At 45.1% G+C, this 21,167-nt stretch carries 16 protein-coding genes; 14 read left to right on the plus strand and 2 right to left on the minus strand.

All coding sequences use genetic code 11. The features are described 5' to 3' along the window. Positions 1 to 4 precede the first annotated feature (4 nt). The 7 genes from AC3G2T_RS31525 to AC3G2T_RS31555 all read left to right on the plus strand — a co-directional run bounded on the left by AC3G2T_RS31525 (position 5) and on the right by AC3G2T_RS31555 (position 10,593). Positions 5 to 427, plus strand: a complete 423-nt coding sequence (locus AC3G2T_RS31525) for a TIR domain-containing protein (protein WP_488437989.1) — start codon at positions 5 to 7, stop codon at positions 425 to 427. 103 nt (positions 428 to 530) lie between these two features. Beyond that, positions 531 to 683 (plus strand): hypothetical protein, encoded by a 153-nt coding sequence (locus tag AC3G2T_RS31530; protein WP_488437990.1) that lies wholly within the window; start codon positions 531 to 533, stop codon positions 681 to 683. After that, the gene (locus AC3G2T_RS31535) at positions 656 to 991 is read left to right on the plus strand and encodes a DNA/RNA helicase domain-containing protein (protein ID WP_488437991.1); all 336 of its coding nucleotides are present in this window, start codon (positions 656 to 658) and stop codon (positions 989 to 991) included. Before AC3G2T_RS31530 ends, AC3G2T_RS31535 begins: the two co-directional genes overlap by 28 nt. Positions 992 to 1,075: 84 nt before the next feature. Beyond that, positions 1,076 to 3,886: an MrcB family domain-containing protein gene (locus tag AC3G2T_RS31540; protein ID WP_488437992.1), complete on the plus strand. Its 2,811-nt coding sequence runs from the start codon at positions 1,076 to 1,078 to the stop codon at positions 3,884 to 3,886. Then, on the plus strand, positions 3,858 to 6,290 hold the full coding sequence (locus AC3G2T_RS31545) for a DUF2357 domain-containing protein (protein ID WP_488437993.1): 2,433 nt from the start codon (positions 3,858 to 3,860) through the stop codon (positions 6,288 to 6,290). The genes AC3G2T_RS31540 and AC3G2T_RS31545 overlap by 29 nt, the downstream gene beginning before the upstream one ends. Positions 6,291 to 6,738: 448 nt before the next feature. After that, positions 6,739 to 8,004: a class I SAM-dependent methyltransferase gene (locus AC3G2T_RS31550; protein ID WP_488437994.1), complete on the plus strand. Its 1,266-nt coding sequence runs from the start codon at positions 6,739 to 6,741 to the stop codon at positions 8,002 to 8,004. 3 nt (positions 8,005 to 8,007) lie between these two features. Then, entirely contained in the window at positions 8,008 to 10,593 is a 2,586-nt protein-coding gene (locus tag AC3G2T_RS31555; RefSeq protein WP_488437995.1) for a metallophosphoesterase, read from the plus strand. Between the two features lie 48 nt (positions 10,594 to 10,641). Here AC3G2T_RS31555 and AC3G2T_RS31560 read toward each other — a convergent pair whose 3' ends face one another. Beyond that, positions 10,642 to 10,929, minus strand: coding sequence for a hypothetical protein (locus tag AC3G2T_RS31560; RefSeq protein ID WP_474684556.1), 288 nt, complete (start codon positions 10,927 to 10,929; stop codon positions 10,642 to 10,644). Between the two features lie 204 nt (positions 10,930 to 11,133). Between AC3G2T_RS31560 and AC3G2T_RS31565 the strand changes: the two genes are divergently transcribed. After that, a complete protein-coding gene (locus AC3G2T_RS31565; RefSeq protein WP_488437996.1) occupies positions 11,134 to 12,039 on the plus strand; it encodes an ATP-grasp domain-containing protein in 906 nt (301 codons plus the stop codon). Between the two features lie 84 nt (positions 12,040 to 12,123). Here AC3G2T_RS31565 and AC3G2T_RS31570 read toward each other — a convergent pair whose 3' ends face one another. Beyond that, positions 12,124 to 12,657, minus strand: coding sequence for an O-acetyl-ADP-ribose deacetylase (locus AC3G2T_RS31570; RefSeq protein WP_488437997.1), 534 nt, complete (start codon positions 12,655 to 12,657; stop codon positions 12,124 to 12,126). A 611-nt stretch (positions 12,658 to 13,268) separates the two neighbouring features. Between AC3G2T_RS31570 and AC3G2T_RS31575 the strand changes: the two genes are divergently transcribed. From AC3G2T_RS31575 to AC3G2T_RS31600, 6 genes are all read left to right on the plus strand, one after another. Continuing rightward, positions 13,269 to 14,762, plus strand: coding sequence for a TROVE domain-containing protein (locus tag AC3G2T_RS31575; protein ID WP_488437998.1), 1,494 nt, complete (start codon positions 13,269 to 13,271; stop codon positions 14,760 to 14,762). Between the two features lie 244 nt (positions 14,763 to 15,006). Continuing rightward, the gene (locus tag AC3G2T_RS31580) at positions 15,007 to 15,339 is read left to right on the plus strand and encodes a hypothetical protein (RefSeq protein WP_488437999.1); all 333 of its coding nucleotides are present in this window, start codon (positions 15,007 to 15,009) and stop codon (positions 15,337 to 15,339) included. A 98-nt stretch (positions 15,340 to 15,437) separates the two neighbouring features. Next, positions 15,438 to 17,888 (plus strand): TOTE conflict system archaeo-eukaryotic primase domain-containing protein, encoded by a 2,451-nt coding sequence (locus AC3G2T_RS31585; protein ID WP_488438000.1) that lies wholly within the window; start codon positions 15,438 to 15,440, stop codon positions 17,886 to 17,888. 187 nt (positions 17,889 to 18,075) lie between these two features. Beyond that, positions 18,076 to 19,530, plus strand: coding sequence for an ABC transporter substrate-binding protein/permease (locus tag AC3G2T_RS31590; protein WP_488438001.1), 1,455 nt, complete (start codon positions 18,076 to 18,078; stop codon positions 19,528 to 19,530). Next, positions 19,517 to 20,239, plus strand: coding sequence for an amino acid ABC transporter ATP-binding protein (locus tag AC3G2T_RS31595; RefSeq protein ID WP_474684548.1), 723 nt, complete (start codon positions 19,517 to 19,519; stop codon positions 20,237 to 20,239). Before AC3G2T_RS31590 ends, AC3G2T_RS31595 begins: the two co-directional genes overlap by 14 nt. A gap of 227 nt (positions 20,240 to 20,466) precedes the next feature. Then, positions 20,467 to 21,159, plus strand: a complete 693-nt coding sequence (locus AC3G2T_RS31600) for a YHYH domain-containing protein (protein WP_488438002.1) — start codon at positions 20,467 to 20,469, stop codon at positions 21,157 to 21,159. Positions 21,160 to 21,167: the final 8 nt, after the last annotated feature.

Raw genomic sequence — 21,167 nt, forward strand, 5'->3', positions numbered from 1 at the left:
TTAGATGCCAATCTTAAAAACCTATGATTTATTTATTAGTCATGCTTGGAAATATGGGGATGATTATAACGGTCTAGTTAATCTCTTAAATGGTGCGAATAATTTTAAGTGGAGAAACTACTCAGTACCGGAGCATGACCCCGTGATAGATCCTAATACAGATGCAGGGAAAAAACAACTTACAGATGCTCTTGATAGACAAATTAAGCCTGTTAACTGTGTTCTAGTGATTTCAGGAATGTATGTAAATTATAAATACTGGATTCAAAAGGAGATTGAATTAGCTCAAAAATACAATAAACCTATTGTAGGGGTTATTCCTTGGGGGGCAGAGAGAGTACCTTCAGAGGTACAGAATGTTGCTAAAGAAATGGTAAGATGGAATACAGATTCTATTGTAGCAGCAATCCGCAAGCATTCTCTTTAGTGCGAAATTTTTTGTTTAAAAAACAATCTTCCTGTAGTCAGCTTGCCGACTTGTCCTTTCCCAAGCTATGGTCAAAAGCAATCTACCTTGGGTGGAGATTATCTTGCCACAGCAGCCTTTGTCGGATTGGATGAAGCATGGATTCGATTTTGAATATGACCTTAAGATATTCGATGATCCGAATGAGCTTCAGAGTGAAATTTTCAAGGTATTATTATTGGTGGAGATTTGCGATATGAAAAAGGAAGAATTGTAACAGATCCTTTTAAACGTGCAAGTACAGATAAGTCACTATCTGGTTTTAAATCTTTATATAAAAAGAATAAGGATGAAGCCCTTCAGATAGCAGACCAAATTATTAGAAATACTTATCGAACATTGATGACCAGGGGGATGAAGGGGTGCTACATTTACTGTGTAGATCCTTATCTTAAATATTATTTAACTGAGAGAATGAATAAAACGCAGAAACCAACCTATTTTTCATATGTATCAAGTTTTAATAATTCGTCCATTGCCGCAGAAGAGTCCGAAATTTACCAAACGAGTAGTGATAGAGAATAGCTTTTAGTCGCTAATGTTATTGCATTAGCGTTTTTTTGTTAAGTTGTACTTGGTTGCTGTAAAAAGCAGGGATGTACTACCATTTTGTCGAATGCATTGGACGATTGTCATATATCTTGTATAAAAAATAAAGGTGATAAAGTGACACTTCCATCAGAGCTAACCAATATATTTTCCAATAAACAAAAATCTTACAAAATGGTGCTCATACTAGCACTTTTAACTGAGATGCAAGAAGTAGGTCGGCAAACTGTTTCACTACTCAAAGTAAAAACACGCTTCCTAGCATTGCTCCAAGAAAGAGAAGCAAGCGGTTTACCTGTCGATCAACCACCTGAGAAAGCCGGAGCTCGCTGGGAATCCATGAGCATAAGTAATCTGAATTCCGTTATCAGTACCCCTATCTCAGCACTAAGCTCCATTTTGGATCATAATTCTGAACAACAAACAATCGGATTCAAGGAAGACTTATACGCCAAATGGCCAGAAGAAGTTCTAGGTGAACTCTATGATTATGCCCAAAGAGAGTTAGAGTACTACTACAACCAGCACAGTACGGGATTCTCTTTGAAAGAAGTTTTATCAGACATCTTATTAACCTATACTCAAGCTAAAAGGGAGAATCTCGCAGGTCATAGACTCGGTAATCTCGTTCGCCAAGAGATTCCAAATGAGCTCAAAAAGTTGCCTTTCATCCATTCCAATTTGAAGATCGCAGGATCAGTTGGACAGGGCAATTGGGCTACTATTCCGTGGATTGCCATTATGGATAAGCGAATAACCGAGACAACTCGTCAAGGTGAGTATTTAGTTTACCTTTTCGCTGAAGATATGCAATCAATTTACCTCACGTTTATGCAAGGGGTAACTATACCCGTTGAGAACATGGGCAAGACAACAGCCTACGAATACTTCAAACAAAAGGTGCAAGAAATCCGAGATCTTCTCCCCCTAGAAGGAATGGCAAAAGACGACGCAATCTACCTAACGTCCGGCGGATTAGGCCAAGATTATCAGGTATCCACGGTTGCTTATTACCGTTATGACGTGGGACAAATTCCTGATGATAATGAGCTCATCTTAGACTTAAATAATGCTGTAAAGAATTATAACGAATACGTCGGAAAAGTATTGAGTCCGCTATACGATCCTCAATCATTAGTTAGTTTCAATTATACAATCAGCCACCTATACGCTGGACACGGTATTATCAAATATTTGCATGATCAAGGCCCGGATAATATTTCATTGACTGATTTAATCTCAAACCAAGGCACTGTCCTTCTCTCTGGAGATGATGTGAAGCATCCGAAGGAGAGGATCAGACATCTGGGACGGGCGTTTCAAGAGCTTGGCCTTTTGTCTATAAACGAGAATCAATTTTCATTAACCTACCTAGGTCAGGAGTATGCTAATCATTTTGACGAAAATATTTGGGTATTGAGCGATACGCAAATCAGGCTAATTAGAACTCAGCTCAACAACACGGAAGGACAAACGCCACTTGTCCGAAGTATCAATAAAGCAATCGAAATCTGTCAGGAGCTGGGCACTTTTACACTAGATGATTTCATCCCTCGATTTATCGAAGCGCTAGGTACGCAACAGGCTTGGGTGGAGGTTACTCAGAGGCATAAATCGACTTTTATGCTCAACTGGCTAGAGCTTCTAGAATTCATTTCAAAGTCAGGGCACCTGTATACGTATATGCAATGGGAGGAGATACCTCTTGTGGACTCACTAACTGTTAGCGAACGGGTAGCAGCCATTAAGAATTTCATTGTCAGTAAAGGCTTTATGTACCCGGATCATTGGATTGAGAACTTCTATTTGTCTTTGAAATCTAAGCCTTTTGTTATTTTGGCAGGGGTTTCTGGTACGGGGAAAACAAAGCTGGTGAAGCTTTTTGCTGAAGCGGTGGGAGCGACTGCAAATAATGGCCAATTTACGTTGATTCCCGTTCGGCCAGACTGGAGCGACCCATCGGATCTTTTGGGGTATAAGGATTTGTCGGGTGCTTTCCGACCCGGGAAATTAACGGAAGTGTTGGTGGAAGCTTCAAAAGCAAGCAATCGGCATAAGCCTTATTTTATATGCTTGGATGAAATGAATTTGGCTCGCGTGGAACATTACTTTAGTGATTTATTAAGTATACTTGAGACGCAAGAATGGCGTAACGATCGGATTGTAACTACACCTCTTTTACATAAGGATTCATTGCAATCTGAGCAGGATAAACAAGTGTATGGTAATCTCCATCTCACAGACAATGTGTATATTGTTGGAACGGTGAATATGGATGAGACGACGCATCCTTTTAGCAAAAAAGTATTGGACCGCGCCAATACGATCGAATTCAACTACATTGACCTCGGGCAGTACCCTGATCTCAATGGGTCGTCTGATGCTCCCCATGTTTCGCCGCCGCTTAATTCGTTGCTGAGAAGTGAATATTTGCAATTGGTCGATGTATATCGCGATTATAAGCAATTGACGGAAGAGACGACGGACATTTTAGTTAAAATCAATGGGATTTTGGAGCAAATTCATTCGCATGTAGGTTTTCGAATTCGGGATGCGATTTGTTTTTACATGATTTATAACGAGCGTTTTGAGTTATTAAGTAAGGAAACGGCGTTTGATTTGCAATTGTTACAGAAGATCTTGCCTCGGATTCAAGGAAGTAGTCCATCTGTGAAAAAAGCCTTGCTTCAATTGATGCAAGTGGCTCAGAATCGTACTTTGCGGATTCAGGATTACATGGAAGATGCATCCGAACTTTATTTTGCGCTGGATCAACTCGCAGCCTCTAAATATCCGCAAAGCGCTCGGAAAATTGCCTTCATGTTACGGAGGTTAGAAGAAGATGGCTTTACCTCATACTGGCTCTCTTAATCAGAGTACGGAATTACTTCGCATTGAGACGAATCTGTTCAATCTCTATATTCAGGGGAAGCCGTTTCACCCTACAGTGGAAACTTTACAACTCCATCGGGGTGTAAATGAAGAGTGGATCGATGCTCATTTTCATGCTGCATCTCTTATGGATTCCCTTGAACTAGAGTCGATTTCTGTTTTCTCTCGTGAGCATGGGGGAATGGTTGACTGGAATCAGGGGGATACGTGTACTCCGTGCTTTTTTGAGACGCAATCGTATGAACTGGTTATTGAAAAGAAGGTGGCGAATATCTCCTTATCTTTCCATCACGATAATGTTCTACTTAGGCAGGCTGTTAAGCCACTAGGGAAGATGATTTTATCAGGCGTTCTCCATTTTCAAAATGAGGTTGGACTATCGGAGCTTGAAATTCGGTTAAATGGAGAGGCCATTTTTCGTCTACAACTAGAAATTTTTCCGTCAAAAATGGATTACAAGCAAGACTACCAAATGATTTTGAATGATGTGAACGAGCAGATTTACAATCTATCGTTTGATTTTTTACGGAAGACCTATAATCTTACAGGATTGAAGGAAACAAGTCATCAGAGTTTGACAGAGTTTTTTACGATTCTGCAACATGTGTTTATACAGCTAGTTCAAGCGGTTGAGCGGATTAAGTTGTCGCCCCATTCCAAGTTACAAGTGGAAAATCGATTAATTGAAGCTGCACGAGTAAAGAAAGCTGGAAAAGAGAATATTTCTTATTTGGCTAAGCGGCCCCATTTATTGTTTGAGGATCGGAAGAATGGGGTAGTCGAGGTAGAGGGACGACGTTTTATTCCTAGCTACTTGCTGGAAACCAGGCGTCATGTCAATTATGATACTGCCGAAAATCGTTTCGTAAAATGGGTGCTTCTACGCATCCAACAGAAGTTAAAAGAGATAAAGATTCGTTTAGCGAAAATGAGTCGGGTAGCAGATCCACTGTTAACCAAAAAGCTGAATCTCATGCAAGGCCAGCTCCAGCGTTTGTTGCAGTACGATTTTCTGAATGTTGGCGAGATGAGACAACTATCGATATCTCTAGTTTTGCAGATGGCTACGGGATATCGCGAAGTATATCGGTATTATTTAGTGCTATTAAAGGGTTTGTCGATTCAAAATGATCTGTTCCGCCTATCAATGAAGGACTTAGCTCAGTTGTATGAGTATTGGTGCTTTCTGAAGATTCATCATCTTCTAAGAAAAAAGTATGAGTTGCTGAAGCAAGACATTATTAAGGTAAATCATACTGGCCTTTTCGTCACGTTGGATAAGTCGCAGAATGCGAAGATAGTTTATAGGAATCCGCTAAATAGCGAGATTTTTACGTTATATTATAACGCGCTGCCTTCAGGAGATAAGAGTCAGACGCTTGCTCAGAAACCTGATAATATCCTTACTTTGAAGAAAAACGACGCCGCGGCGGAGTACAAATATATTTTCGATGCTAAGTATCGCATCAATCCTGCCTATGAGGGTACTCCTTATTACGAAAAGTACCGGATGCCGGGACCAGAAGAAGATGATATTAATACGATGCATCGGTATCGGGATGCCATTGTATACTCGGAGGGGCAAGGGAAAGAATTTGAACGAAGCATGTTTGGGGCGTATGTTCTCTTTCCTTATCATGATGAGAGGAAGTTTCAGGAGCATCGTTTCTATAAGAGTATTGAGCTGATCAATATCGGGGCTTTTCCATTCTTACCGAATTCGACGAGCTTGATGGAAAAGTTCTTAGATGAGATTATAATGGATAGTCCCGAGAAGGCATATGAGCGATCGACGAGACCTAGAGGGACCAAGGAGTATTACAGAGACAAGATGTCCGGCAAAAATGTCTTGGTTGGTGCGCTTAGTAAAAAGACGCAACTGTATGCCGCACTTGAGCATGGATTCTATCATACCCCGCTTCGAAACATTACGGATCATAAGATTTTAACCCGGTTAGAATTTGTGGCACTATACCAGTCTATTCATCTATTTGGTAGGGCTGAAGCGGGAATTTCCTGGTATGGCAAGGTTCGTGATTGGAAAGTAGTTCCACGTTCGACCATTAAGCAGATACCCTCGAGTAGAGGAGCAACAGATGAGCTCTACGTTGTATTTGAGGTGGAGGAGTGGCATAGACGGAAGGACGTTATTGTTCCTGCGGGGCACGGGATACATAGGATTGTGTACACGACGGATTACATGTTTCGTAGAGCTGAGGAAGTCGCGGAATTACGCTTGGAAAGCGATGAAGAACTTAGAGATTGGCGGGAGAAACGGCGCACTGGTAAGGTCAAGGTAACGCTGGATCGGGAGCATGTGGATTTGGGGAGTACTGTTTTGGGGATTAAGGTTGAGGAAGTGTCAGAAAGAAACTCTATATAATAATTAACCATCAAGGGCCCGCTTTTTATAAGTGGGCTCTTTGTTTTCATAGTCACGATTTGGTTAATGCGAATAACTAACCCGTCAACAGAGATGGTGGGTTTGGTTTCTGGCCTGAACTGATTTAGAGGAGGAATGGGATGCTAGAGTGATTCATATTTCCTCCCTCGTAATACTTCCACCCTGTTCGTTTGGTTATAACTAAGCGAAAATACGATAAGTGACCAAGAGCATCGAGGCGCATGGATGGGTTACTTCGCCCATTACGCGACGTGTCGTTGGTTCGAATCCAACTTCCGCTGAAAAAAGCGGAATAGCTCAGTGGTAGAGCAGTCTGTACCTATCCGACCTTTTTCCTCGATGGTCTTTCCACAATAAGTTACATAAACAAGTGCCGGTAAAGGTTATCCCGTACGGTTCCCAATTTGAAGTTCAGGAGTAGATTGAGATGGCAATTGTCCAAGTCAGATCCACCAATCCTCAGTTTTCGTTTTTGATCAAGAAAAATCCGAGTTCAGGTATGATGCTTCGCTCAATCCGCAGGGGAATGGCGTATGGCTGGTACGCGGATGAGCGGACTTTTAATGTATATTTTAAAGATGCGGACAATGAGATTTCCTATAAGCAGCATGAGCAGGAGAATTTCGAGTATTTGAATGTATCGAGGTACAACACGCCATTATTTCCGCTGAATGCGATTAACGAGTTCTTCTCTGCACCGCTTAAGGCACGGGACGAACGCGACGCGGAGGGTTACGAGCATACTTTTTTCATCAATATGATCCATATCGAACTGGTTCGGTATATTGAGTTTTTTGAGAAGCATTTGAAGGATTTCTCGTTTGAAATCACCCATCAGGCTCATAAGAGCTATTCGCTTACTGTTACGACGAGGAAGAGCCTGTATCAGCTGCTCCATGCCGTAAGTGTTTTGTGCTTGTTCCTTTCCATGTTCGGTAACGAAAATATCGATATCTCGGATAGCATCCTGGATAAGTACATCAAGAGCATGAATGTGATTGATGCGCCGTTTTATATTCGCAGTTTGTTTGTGCGGAACTTTTTGTCCTCCAGGGATCGGTTTCAGAAGTACAAGGCGGAGCTTGAGAAAACGGAGCGTTATGACATTCAGTTCGCTTACGGGGGGACGGGGCTGCAGCGGAGGAATTACATCGGGAGCGCGCTGGCTTTTGACAAGTCGATCTTGGATGTGGGCTGTGGAGAGGGATTTTATGCGATTCCTTTTGCCGGGGAAATCGAGGGCAGTTACTATGCGGTAGATATCAATGGGGAGCTGCTGGAGAAGGTAAAGCGTAAAGCGGGGGCCAAAGAGATCGACAATATCGTCACTTTCGGCTCGATCGATCAGTTCCTGGAAAGCTATAACGGGGAGCAGGTTGATGTGATTTTGACAGAGGTCATTGAACATATGAGCCAGGATGAGGCCAAGCTGCTGATTCATCAAATCTGCGCGCATGTCGATTTTGACAAGTTCATCATTACGACGCCTAACGCCGATTTTAACCGCTACTATGAGCTGAGCGATTTCCGGCATGACGACCACAAGTGGGAGATGGGGGAACAATCTTTTCAACAGTGGATGCGTGAAGTGATTAAGGAAACGAATCTGCATGCCGAATTTGTAGCTGTCGGAGACGGCGTCAACAATATCAAGACTACGCAGGGCGTTATTCTTAAGAAAAGGGGGGCCTGACCCATGGACATCCAAACGAAGGTTCACACGGTTTTCATGCTGATCGGGTCTACGGAATGCGGCAAAACGACGTTTGCCAAGGAAGTGCTGATTCCGGGGCTGCGTTTTGAGGATGGTAGCCGGAATGTCAGGGCTAACGTTCAATATTTGTCCTCCGACCAGATCCGACAGGAGATCCTTGGCTATGAATACGACAAGTATGACCAAGTGATGCTTGAGGCCAGTGAGCAGGCTTTTCACCTGTTGTTTGAAAGGCTGAAGATGGCGACGGCTTTTCCGGTCAATGCGGAGTTTGTGGTCGTTGATACAACCGGGTTGTCTGAGGATTTTCGGGCAAAGGTGAAGGAGATTGCGTTTCAGAACAACTATAACCTCGAGGTCATTGTTTTCGATTATCGAAAGCGGGAAGATTACTATGCGTCGGAACGTTCGAAGAAGCTGATCACGAACCACATTAACCGGCTGAAAAAGGACGTCCTCGGCTCGCTGGCTCGCGAAGGATACGACAAGATCCATAAAGTGCGTGCAAAGGACTTTTATCTGGCTGAAGAAGGGAAGGCGAATCCTGAATACAACATCGTCATCGAGGATTTGGATGCTTACTTAGCGACCATTCTTCCTCAGGATCAGCAGTACGTCATTATTGGCGATGTCCACGAATGTGTGGATGATTTGAAGGGGCTGCTGCTTGACTATGGATACCGGATCGAAGCAGGTAAGCTGGTTGCGCCGGAGAAGCTGAAGCAAACTAAGCTTGTTCTGGTCGGGGACTGGATTGATAAAGGCAAACAAACGAAGGACATCGTTCAGTTCCTGTATGATAACCAGGAGCACTTTTACTTCGTGCTTGGGAATCACGAAAACTTTGTCTACAAGTATACGCGGGGCGAAATTAACGGCGTCGACCAGGAGCTGCTGCATACATATTTTGACTCAGCGCAAGTATTGTTGAGCGATCCGGATTTGCTGGGGAAATTCCAGCACCTGGCGTCGATTTCGCAGCCATTTTATCGGTATGTGGGGGCGAAGGGGCCATCCTTCTATGTCACTCATGCCCCGTGCCGGAATAAGTACATCGGTAAGCTGGATGCGAATTCCGTCCGGCATCAAAGGAGTTTTCGGATCGACCGGGAAGCGCCGCTGGAGGGGCAGCTTGCTTTTGTGCAGGAGGAAGCAGTCAAAAATCATCCTTACCACGTGTTCGGACATGTCGCGGCCAAGCAGTCTTTCCGGATCAGGAACAAAATCCATATCGATACCGGCAGCGTATATGGCAACCTGTTGACCTCCGTCAGCATCTCGTATAAACCGTTCATGAAGTCCCGGAAATCCAGCCAAGCGGTGATTGCTGAGGAACTGCAGATCCTATTCAAGCAAGAGCGAAAGGTGTCCATTCAAGACCTTGGGGAAGATGACATTCGCCGACTTCACTATTGTTCGCGAAACAAAATCAATTTCATCTCAGGTACCATGTCACCGGCGGATAAGAACGACGAGACGAATGAACTGGAGTCTTTAAAGCGCGGACTCGATTATTTCAAGGAACGCGGTGTCCGGCAAGTTGTCCTGCAGCCCAAATATATGGGCTCGAGATGCAACGTTTATTTGCATAAGGATCAGGAGCAATGCTTTGCAGTCAGCCGTAACGGCTACAAGATCAATCATGTGGATTTATCCGGAATTTACGGCAAGCTGCTGCTCAAGTTCGGCGACTATATGGAAGAGCAGAAGATTGCCATGCTGATTTTGGACGGGGAGCTTCTCCCGTGGAAGGCGCTGGGCGAAGGGCTGATCGACAGACAGTTCAAGCCCATTGAGAAAGCGCTGGAGACAGAGCTGGCGTTCCTGCAGCAAAACGGTTTTGAAGAAGCCTACAGTAAACTCATTGCCGAATATGAGGCGAGCGGGTTTGAAAAAGACCAGCATCATACTGCCAAGTCCGCTTTAAGCGACAAGTACGGCCCGAGTGTGTACCAAAATTATAAGTACGTCCATGATATTCGGGAAACTTATGTCCCTTTATCCGAACACATGGAGGCCTATCAAACGTACAGAAGACAGTTGGAGCTGTATGCGGAAGACGAGACTATGGAGTATAAGCCGTTTGCCGTTCTGAAAATCGCATATGAGGACGGAAACGAACAAGTCCCGGAATGGAAGACCTCTGACATGTACGGTTTTCTGTCTGAAGACGAGGCGCTCACGCTGGATCTGTCCGAGCCGGACTGCTTGGAGAAAGCGGATTACTACTTCTCTAAGCTTACGATGGAGAACCATATGGAGGGCGTCGTGATTAAACCGGAGATGTGGGATGGAAAAACGGTGCCCTATATGAAGGCGCGGAATCCCGATTATTTGTCCATCATTTACGGGTACGACTACAAGTTCCCGCATAAATACCGCAAGCTGATGAGGCAAAAGAATGTGGGTCAAAAGCTTCGTACCTCGCTTAATGAGTATCAGCTTGGAATGCGAATGCTGGCGGTGCCATTTGACGAGATTGCGCCTGAGCATGAGGCCTATAAAGAGATCGCGGCCAATTTGCTGTTTGAAGTTGCGCAGGAGCGGGAGATTGACCCGCGTCTGTAAAAGGATATAAAAGTTCAAGCGCCGGGCTTCCCTGACCGACGCTTGAGCTTATTTTCTTTTATAGAACTTTTCCCAGTGTTGAATGACTTCTGCCTGTGTTAATAACCGACCCCGAAGCCATGGGGATGTCTTCCATTCGTGTATTGCTTGCTGACTGGTTTTGAAGAAACGGTAGTCGCAAATATTCCAGGAACAGAATAATTTTCGATACCACTTGCCATTTTGAACGTCGTCTGTGAAGCGTCGCACCGCTTTGTTGGCCTGCCGTTTACTCCAGCGGGTACCGGGTGTATGGTGGTCTGTCCATACGGTTGATTTTTTTACACTTCTGCTCATTTGACTCTCTAACCTCCTTAGGGGGAAGCTAGAGGCCGTCTAATGTTTTCATATTTCACCTCATCTAAAATTTGTAGTTTTCTGTATATATAAACGCCGTCGACAAAAATATGTTTCCATAAAAATGAAATTTTCTCCCCCTGAGGAACACCAACATATGGTACGATTTGGCTAGTATTATTTTGTTATGTGGGGGGATACCGGATGAAGATCTTATTTTGCTCTGATCCTTTGAATAGCAAGGCGGTAGATCAGGAGTATGAACAGGAATACAAATGTGCCCGACGATTGGGAATGGATGTCCATTTGATCTCGCTGGAGTCCGTTTTAGACGGGGAGTTAACCCAGGCAGTTAAGCGAATTCCAACATTCGAAGCGCCTGAAAGGTTCATCTACAGGGGATGGATGCTTAAGCCGCACGATTACGAACAGTTATATTATGCACTAGAGCGGAAAAATGCCGTCCTGATCAATTCTCCTGCGGAATATAGAAATGGACATTATTTCCCTTATTCTTATGAGGCCATTAAAAAGGCAACCCCGCAGAGTATTTGGCTCGAAATAGGAGAACTTTCAAATGGGTATGATGCTTTGTTTGAGAAGATGCGCATATTCGACAACAAACCGGTTATTGTCAAGGATTATGTAAAATCCAGAAAGCATGAGTGGGAAGAAGCCTGCTATATACCCGAAGCATCCGACAAGCAGAGAGTTCAAACGGTCCTTCGAAACTTCATCGATCGTCAAGGCTCGGAGCTTAACGGCGGCATCGTGATTCGCGAGTTTATTCAGTTGGAGGCGCTCACCAGGCATCCGAAAAGCGGTATGCCTTTATCGAACGAGTACCGGCTGTTTTTTCTTCATCACAAGCTGATAGAATGTACGGAGTATTGGGATGAGGCGGTCTACCAAGAGGAGATTCCAGGACTTGATTCATTTATAGAGTTAGCCGAGGGTGTAGCGAGCCGTTTTTTTACGATGGACATTGCCAAAACCGCAAGCGGAGAATGGACGGTTATTGAAATAGGGGATGGGCAGGTCTCCGGGCTTCCGAGTCATGCGGATCCGGAACATTTTTATAAATCAATATTGGAGTCTGAGGTTAATTAGGGCTTGCTGAGGGGAGCATTATAGCACCTAGTTGCCTGCGAAGACTCGTTAAACTTTGGAATAGAAACATGGGAGGAGCATATGTCAGAAAAACAATTTACGATATGTATCAAAATTCTCATCATCAAAGCAGACAAAATATATCTGCTCAATCGTACCCTGGTCGGCACTTAACACAGCCTCAAGCGCGGTTTCAGCCGCGAGCTGTTTAGGAAAACGATAAATACCTGTGCTGATATTCGGAAAAGCAATGCTCTTGGCTTTATATTCCGAGGCAAGTAGCAGTGAATTTTTATAGCAGCTTCTTAGTTTTTCAATTTCGTTGTTAGTTCCTCCATTCCATACAGGGCCCACGGTGTGAATAACATAGGAGGCAGGCAGGTTGCCTGCTGTAGTAATGACTGCTTCGCCGACTGCGCAGCCCCCTTGCCGCTCTCTGATCTTTACGCATTCTTCGAGAATGCTTTTGCCGCCGGCCTTATGAATAGCACCATCCACACCACCGCCGCCTAGTAAACTTGTGTTCGCTGCGTTGACGATGATGTCGGCCGTTACTTTCGTAATATCCCCTTTAATCAAGGAAATGGTTGTTTGATTGACCTTAATGTAGTCCTTCATTTTACTCCTCCATCAGTAGTATACATGTTCATCTACGATCTTTTTCAGAATGTCATCCTCTTCCTCTATTGTAACAGGGGTGGGATTTGGGCGAAATGGAAAAGTTTATGTTCGGTCGTAATACTTTCGCCATGTTCATTGCTCCGAAAATAAGCGAATATAGACACAGAAGGCCGATGCGGCAAACGTGGCGGCTGAAAAGATCATCGAGGCGCATGGAAGGGTTACTTCGACTCCAGATCGGCTTGTCGTTGGTTCGAGTCCAACTTCCTCCCGATGGGGGAATAGCTCAGTTGGTAGAGCAGCATGTACCTTTCCGACCAACTTCCTCGATGATCTTCAAAAAGTGAATCGCGAAGCGAGGCGCCAGAAAGGGTTCCTTCGACTTATATGGGATAAGTATTGATGGTGTCTGTCAGGCACTAACGGCCTTTTCAATCATTTCCTCGCTTCGTTATGAAATAAGTTAAGCAGCCGATGAGGCGCTGGGATGGGTTACTTCGAGCTTAATCGACCAATGGTATACCCGGGCAATACGGCAGGTTCGACTCCTGCAGCAAACCTATCCCGCTTTTTCCTCACCGGTGTTACATGAAGGAGGGTATTTTATCGTGAGTATAGCAAAGAAAGTGTTCGGCTCGCTTAGACCGGATACATGGAATAAAGATCGCTACCCGGCATTCACACGATCTCTTGAGGAGCAGTATTTACAGACGCTTCTGACCAATACGATAAGCAACACTTTTTATGCGGATCAAAATGAGCTGCTTAGCGAGGCGGGACAGTTCCATCATGAGATGGCGGACAGCAATCCGAGTTTCATGGCCAAGGCGATTGTGTTTGCGCGGAACGAAGGTTTTATGAGGCTGCAGCCTTTGTTTGGCTTAGCCATCCTTTCGATTTATCGTCCGGATTTGTTTGCGAAGATTTTCCTGCAGGTTGTGCGGGTTCCTTCCGATTTGTCGGATTTCCTAACGATACTGAAAGGACTTGGACGCGGTGAAGGAGGCCGAGCCGTCAAGCGGCAGGTGAACCATTTTTTATCCGGAGTGTCCGAATATTGGGCCATCAAGTATAACGGACGTGGACGCGGATACAGTCTGGGGGATGCCATTGCAACCGCACATCCGAAGCCGGAAGACTTGAAGCAGCAGGCATTGTTCCGGTATTTGAGGGGGCTGGAGGCTAATCTTACATTGGTGCCCCAAGTCGAGGCCCTGGAAAAGCTGAAGCTTGCTTTGACCGAAGAAGAGCAGATCGCGTGGATTGAACGCGGCAAGCTTCCGTATGAAACGGTTACCGGGGCAATCAAGCCGTCCAAAGCCGTTTGGGAAGCGCTGCTTTACCAGATGCCGACATTCGCCCTTCTCCGGCATATGAACGCTTTGCAGAGGGCCGGGGTCTTGGAGGAACAACGCAACCTGGACTATGTCGTACAACGTATAACCGACGAACAGGCACTGAGGAAAGCCAAAATCCTGCCGTTCCGGTTAGCAACGGCTTTCCGTCAGGTGGATCATCCGGAGCTTCGGGATGCTTTGCGGGAAGCTGCTGAGCTTACGTTTGATAACCTCCCGGAACTCGGAGAACAAACGGCGATTTTCCTTGATATATCCGGCTCAATGAACGGCCAATATTTGGAGATCGGTTCGGTATTTGCTTTGGCGCTGTACAAAAAAACGCAGGGCAACTCGTTGTTCTGGCTGTTCGATACGGAGGTCATGGACGCCAAGCCTTCCCGCAAAGACAGTATTTTAACGCAGGCGGCGCAAATCCATGCCCGTGGAGGAACCGATACGGGGGCGCCCGTTCGGAAGCTGATCCAGGAGCGGAGGAAAGTAGACCAAATCATTATCATCACAGACGAACAGCAAAACAGCGGAAGCCCGTTTTACGAGCAGTTGAAACTGTACCGCTCGAAAGTAAACCGGGATGTGAAGGCATTTATCGTTGACATTGCTCCTTACCGGCATGCGATGGTACCGGATCAGGATCCGCAAACGTTCTACATTTATGGATGGAGCGATACCGTACTTTCCTACATCGCGCAGTCTGTACAAGGCTACTCCTCGCTAGCGGAGCGGGTCGATGCGATTGATATTTAGAAGAAAAATATAGAAGGATAAAGGAGGACGATTGCTGCCTCCTTTTTATTATTTATGGACACATGAATGCGTTGCTTATTTGGTGAAAAATGGTTACCTAAACTGCGTGCTATGATAATATAGAAATGAGGTATAATGCACGAATTTATCTAAAAAGGTGAGTCAGTGAAAATCAGAGTTGATGATGAAGAGCGACAAGTAATAATTGATGATTATTTTCGATGAAAATTTGGAGTAATGAATTATGAAGATGTTGTGGTGTTGGCGTTGTAAAAGGGAAATGCCTATGTTAGATGAAGAAGAATATGTTCGGATTGAAAAATTGTTTGGTGATTGTATGAAAGCAACAAAGGAGTTTAGACAAGAGCACGGGTTGTCACTTGAAAAGATTTCTATGGACGAGAGGTTCAGTCCTGTCGTAAAGGAATACGAAAGAATAACTGGGGTACCAGGTGTTCATCATAATGCAATAATGCATCATAGAATATCTTTATTGGGCGACCCCTGCCAATACTGTGGTAAGCCACTGAGAACTCCAAACGCAAAGCTGTGTGCTAGCTGTGGTCAGCCAAAGTAATGAATAGTTGATGGCTGAGAATAAACAGGTTTTACTTGTTCTAGTCTCCATTCTTCATATGATAAACTACTCTTATGACGTTCATTTCTGGAGGAAATATGAAGAATCTGGAAAGAAAGCTTGAGCTTGCCTTGAAAGAAATAGAACGATTGAATCAAGAGAATTATCAATTGAAGCAAAAGCTTGCTGACATTTCAAAAAGCACATCTGAAATAGCTGATTTGAGCCGTCCTTATGTTATTAAGGATGTTTTTGTCATTAACGAACCTATCGCCAGGATGGAACATCAAAATGGTGCCGTGCATAATTATTCTACTCCGAGTGAAAAGATTGCATTGTTTCGCAGTCTATTTCGCGGTCGTGAAGATGTATATCCAAATAGATGGGAAAGCAAGTTGGGGAGGTCTGGATACTCACCGGCGTGTAAGAATGAATGGTCAATAGTATGTAAGAAGCCTCAGATCAAATGCTCAGACTGTGCTCATAGAGAGTTTCTTCTTGTAGCTGATGAGGTCGTATCCAACCATCTCGATGCAAAGATTAACCGTACAATCGGAGTTTATCCGATGCTTCCTGATGAAACTTGTTGGTTCGTAGCGATTGATTTTGATAAACAAAACTGGCAGCAGGATGCAGCCGCTGTTATGGGTACATGGAAAGAACTCCAGGTACCTGCTGCATTGGAACGCTCCCGTTCAGGAAACGGGGGGCATATATGGATATTTTTTGATCGGCCTGTTGAAGCAAGTTTGGCTCGGAATTTTGGATGTGCCCTTTTAACCAAGACGATGGAAAACAGATACGAGCTTGGTCTGGATTCCTACGACCGTTTGTTTCCCAATCAAGATACGCTGCCAAAGGGCGGTTTTGGCAACTTGATCGCTCTGCCTCTGCAAGGCGGCCCTCGGAAAGAAGGGAACAGTGTTTTCATAGACGAGAATTTTATTCCGTATGAGGATCAGTGGAGTTTTTTATCTAGTTTACGGAAAATGACCTTATCTCAGATTGAGGACAAAGTTCATGAGGTTACAAGAAGTTCCAAAATTCTTAACGTCAGTATTTGGGACGAGGAAATGGACGAGGATAGGCCCTGGGAGAAACAGCAAATTGATTTCGATGAAGCACGAATTGATGCTTCGATGCCATCGAAAGTTCATATCATTTTGTCTAATATGATTTATATTGAGAAGACTGGTTTACCGGCACGGATGATTAACCAAATTAGAAAGCTTGCGTCTTTTCAAAATCCGGATTTCTATAAAACTCAAGCGATGCGGTTGCCTACGTATGGAAAACCTCGTGTTATTGGTTGTGCGGAGGATTTCCCTAAGCATATTGCCCTTCCTAGAGGGTGCCTGCAACTAATTTCAAGTTTGTTTGAAAAGTATGGCGTTGAATTATCAATAACCGATGAGAGAAACAAGGGAATAGAAGTTGACGTAATCTTTAACGGTCAGCTCTCTATTCTACAAGACGCCGCGGCGAGAGCGATCCTAGCTCATGATACGGGAATACTATCTGCGACAACTGCATTCGGAAAAACAGTGACAGCAGCTTCCATGATCGCCTCCAGAAAGGTGAATACGCTAGTATTGGTGCATCGCCGAGAATTGATGGATCAATGGAAGGAAAGATTAAGTACGTTTCTAAACATGGATATGAAGAATATCGGTGTAATTGGGGGCGGCAAGGAGAAACGAACGGGTATTATCGATATCGCCGTCATTCAAAGCCTGAATAATAAAGGGAAAATAAAGGATTACTTAACTGAGTACGGACAAATCATTGTCGACGAATGCCATCACGTTTCAGCGTTTAGTTTTGAGCAAGTGCTGAAGCAGGCAAATGCCAAATATGTCGTTGGTCTAACGGCTACTCCTATACGACAAGATGGCCAACAACCTATTGTGCTTATGCAGTGCGGTCCTATTCGAGTTAGAGTAGATGCGAAGTCTCAAGCTTATGCAAGAGGCTTTGAACATAAAGTATTGCCACGGTATACGTCTTTTCAACTAGCAACTTCTCACAAGGCGAGTCATTCCATACAAGATATTTATCAGTTGTTAGTAGAAGATGAGAAAAGGAATGAATTCATTTTTGATGATCTTTTAAAATGCTTAGATCAAGGAAGGTCCCCGATCCTGCTGGCAGAGCGAACTTCCCACGTCGAGTATTTTGAAAAGAAACTTGAAAAATTCGCGAAAAACGTGATCGTGCTGCGCGGCGGAATGGGTAAAAAGCAGCGGGAGGAACTTCGGCAGCGGATAGCAAGTATACCTGATACGGAAGAACGGGTCTTTATAGCTACCGGCAAATTGATAGGAGAAGGATTCGACGACGCCAGACTGGATACGTTGTTTCTGGTTCATCCGATTTCATGGAAGGGGAGCTTGCAGCAGTATGCCGGAAGGCTGCACCGCTCCCATGCAAATAAGCAAGAGGTACAAATCTATGATTATGTCGATATCCAGGTACCGCTTCTCATGAGTATGTATAGGAAAAGGGTAAAAGGTTATCGTGCGATGGGATACAGCGGAATGGAGTTGTAAGTTTATGTAATTTGATTGAATCCTAAATAAGAATGCTGATTTTGCTCAAGTCATTTCACCCACTTAAGTTGGGGAGGTGACTTTTCCATATATTCCCCCTTGCCGCGGCTTTAATTGCATAATCAGCCGTACTCCTTTATAATTGCTCAGGGTTCATGTTTATTTTATGAGTTGGGAGAGAAGCAGGTTGAAAAAAATTTACCGTTATACGGTTCTTATGCTGTTGATGCTGCTGGCAAGTTTTCCCGTTCTGACCGCTTATGGGGCAGGCAGCCAGTCAGAGAGAACTCTTGTGCTGGGTACCAGCGCCGAGTATGCGCCGTATGAATTTCATAAAACGATCAATGGGAAAGATCAGATTGTAGGTTTTGACATTGACATTGCGGGCGAGATCGCCAAGGACATGGGAGCGAAGCTTGTTATTGAGGATATGAGCTTTGATGCCCTGCTGCCCGCTTTGCAGAGCGGCCGGGTTGATTTGGTCATATCGGGCATGACGCCGACGGATGAACGCAGGCAAAGCATCGATTTTTCGGACAATTATTACCAATCCAAGCAAGTATTGATGGTTCGTACCGAAGACAAGGAACGTTATAAAACCATGGACAGCCTCAAAGGGGAAAAGATCGGCGCGCAAAAAGGCTCCATTCAGGAGGAGATCGCGCAGTCCATTCCCGGGGCTGTAATTACATCTCTGGACCGCATACCGGATCTTGTTCTGCAATTGCAGACGAAACGGGTTAATGCCGTCATCCTGGAAGATACCGTCGCGCTCGGCTACCTGCAGGACAAAGGGTTTACACTTGCGGAAGCTGTTCCGGACCAGGCACCTGTTCAGGCGGCCATTGGCATCCGCAAAGGCAACGCAGAGCTGCTGGCCAAAGCCAACTCGACAATCACCCGTCTGAAGAGCGAGAACCGCATAGCCGAGATGGTTAAACAAGCGAGCCAGCTATCTGTTGAAAGACAGCCGTCTACCGGCAATATATTCACAACATTCTGGGAATACCGCAGCTATTATGCGCTTGGTCTTGGCTATACCCTGCTGCTGTCGGCGCTTGGCGTCTTGTTCGGCTTTGTGATCGGCCTGATCATCTGTCTGCTGCGGATGTCGGGTACCCGGGTGATCCGCTGGCTGGGCACCACGTATGTCGAGGTGTTGCGCGGAACGCCGATGCTGGTGCAGCTCATGATCGTCCACTATGGGCTGGCGCTCACTCTGAACATCAACTTTACCCCGCTGCAGTCGGGGATTATTACGCTGTCCCTGAACAGTTCGGCCTATTTGGCGGAGATTTTCCGCGCGGGCATTCAAGGCGTGAACCGCGGGCAGATGGAAGCAGCCCGTTCGCTAGGGATGAGCAGGGCGCTGGCGATGCGCCATATTATTTTGCCGCAGGCGTTCAAGTCCGTCCTTCCTGCGATCGGGAACGAGTTTATTACGATTATCAAGGAATCCTCCATCATCTCTGTGATCGGGATGGCAGATATTATGTACCAGGCGGGGATCGTGAAAAACATTACGTACAAGGGACTTAGTCCGTTCATTATTGCAGCCGCGATTTATTTTGTATTGACTTTCTTGCTGTCCAAACTGCTTGGTGCATGGGAAAGGAGGATGGGAGCAAGTGATCACCGTTAAAGGGTTGCGCAAATCGTATGGGAGCACAGAAATTCTCAAAGGAATCGATATCAGCATTGCGGGCGGCGAGGTCGTTGTTGTCATCGGGCCTAGCGGCTCGGGCAAAAGCACATTTCTGCGTTGTATGAACCTGCTTGAGCAGCCGAGCGGCGGTGAAATTATGTTCGAGAACGCGTCCATTACAAGCCGTGGACACAACATTAACGCCACCCGGGAGAAAATGGGCATGGTGTTCCAGCATTTCAACCTTTTTCCGCATAAGACTGTTCTGCAAAATCTAACCCTTGCACCTATCAAGGTGAAAGGCCTGCCAGCCGCTGAAGCGGAAAAGACTGCGATGGAGCTGCTGCATACTGTCGGACTGGCAGACAAAAGGGATGTTTACCCGTCCCAGCTCTCCGGCGGGCAGCAGCAGCGGATTGCCATCGCGCGCGCATTGGCGATGCAGCCGCATGTGATGCTGTTTGACGAGCCGACTTCAGCGCTTGATCCGGAAATGGTCGGCGAGGTGCTGGATGTCATGAAGAAGCTGGCTGAAGGCGGCATGACCATGATTATCGTAACCCATGAGATGGGGTTTGCCCGCGAAGTGGGCGACAGGATTGTGTTTATGGACAAAGGCGTGATCGTGGAGGAAGGAACGCCTGAGCAGGTGTTCGGAAGCCCGTCTAACGCCCGTACGAAGGATTTTTTGGCGAAAGTTCTATAGAGTGAGTGCAAGAGATAGTCGGGGAACGAAATGAGGACGTGCGTTGTGCATGGTCCTCATTTGCATTTATTGAGGTTCGCGGCAGTGTATAATAGTGGAAAAAATTACTGTCGAAAAAAGGAATTTTCAGCTAGAATGTGGAATAAGTTGTGAGAACTATCAGGCTGGTTTTCAACAACTTTATGGGGGCACTGTCGAATGAAGATTACAACAAGGGGGGATTATCTATGAAGTACAGATTATGTATCTTAATGGCACTGCTCATTCTTTTTACTTCATCCTCGAACGCTTCTGCTCATTCAGGACGAACGGATTCAAATGGCGGCCATAATTGCTCTGCCAAGTCACAAGCCAAAGGATTATGTACGGGTTATCACTATCATAACGGAGGCAGCTCCAGTTCCGGCAGTTCAGACAGTTCCTCTTCATCGCCCTCAACCAAAACTCCGGCAAGCGAACCCAAGAAAGCAGAGCCTGATCATAGACTAAAGGCGTCTTTGCCAAATTATAAAGTTAAGATCAATGACAAAGAAATCGATAATACATATGCCAAGTATCCCGTCTTATCTTTTAAAGACATTACTTATTTTCCGATGACCTGGACATACACCCAAGCGCTTGCTCTAGACATTAGCTGGAGTGCGGATACCGGTTTTTCGATCAGAAAGACTGATAATAAAGGCGCTGTTTTTACTCAAGAAAAAGGGTCATATAACAGTTTGAACGCAGAATACGTGGTCAATCTTCCGTCCGGCAACATATTTGTAAATGATGCATGGCTCGATAATGCCAAAGAAGAGTATCCTGTAATTGTTTATAATGACGTTGTATATTTCCCTATGACATGGAAGTTCGCCGTCGATGAACTTGCGCTAACAGTAAGCTATGATTCAACAACCGGATTCAATATTAAAAAGTAACTATCTGC

Source organism: Paenibacillus sp. sgz302191 (assembly GCF_057749925.1).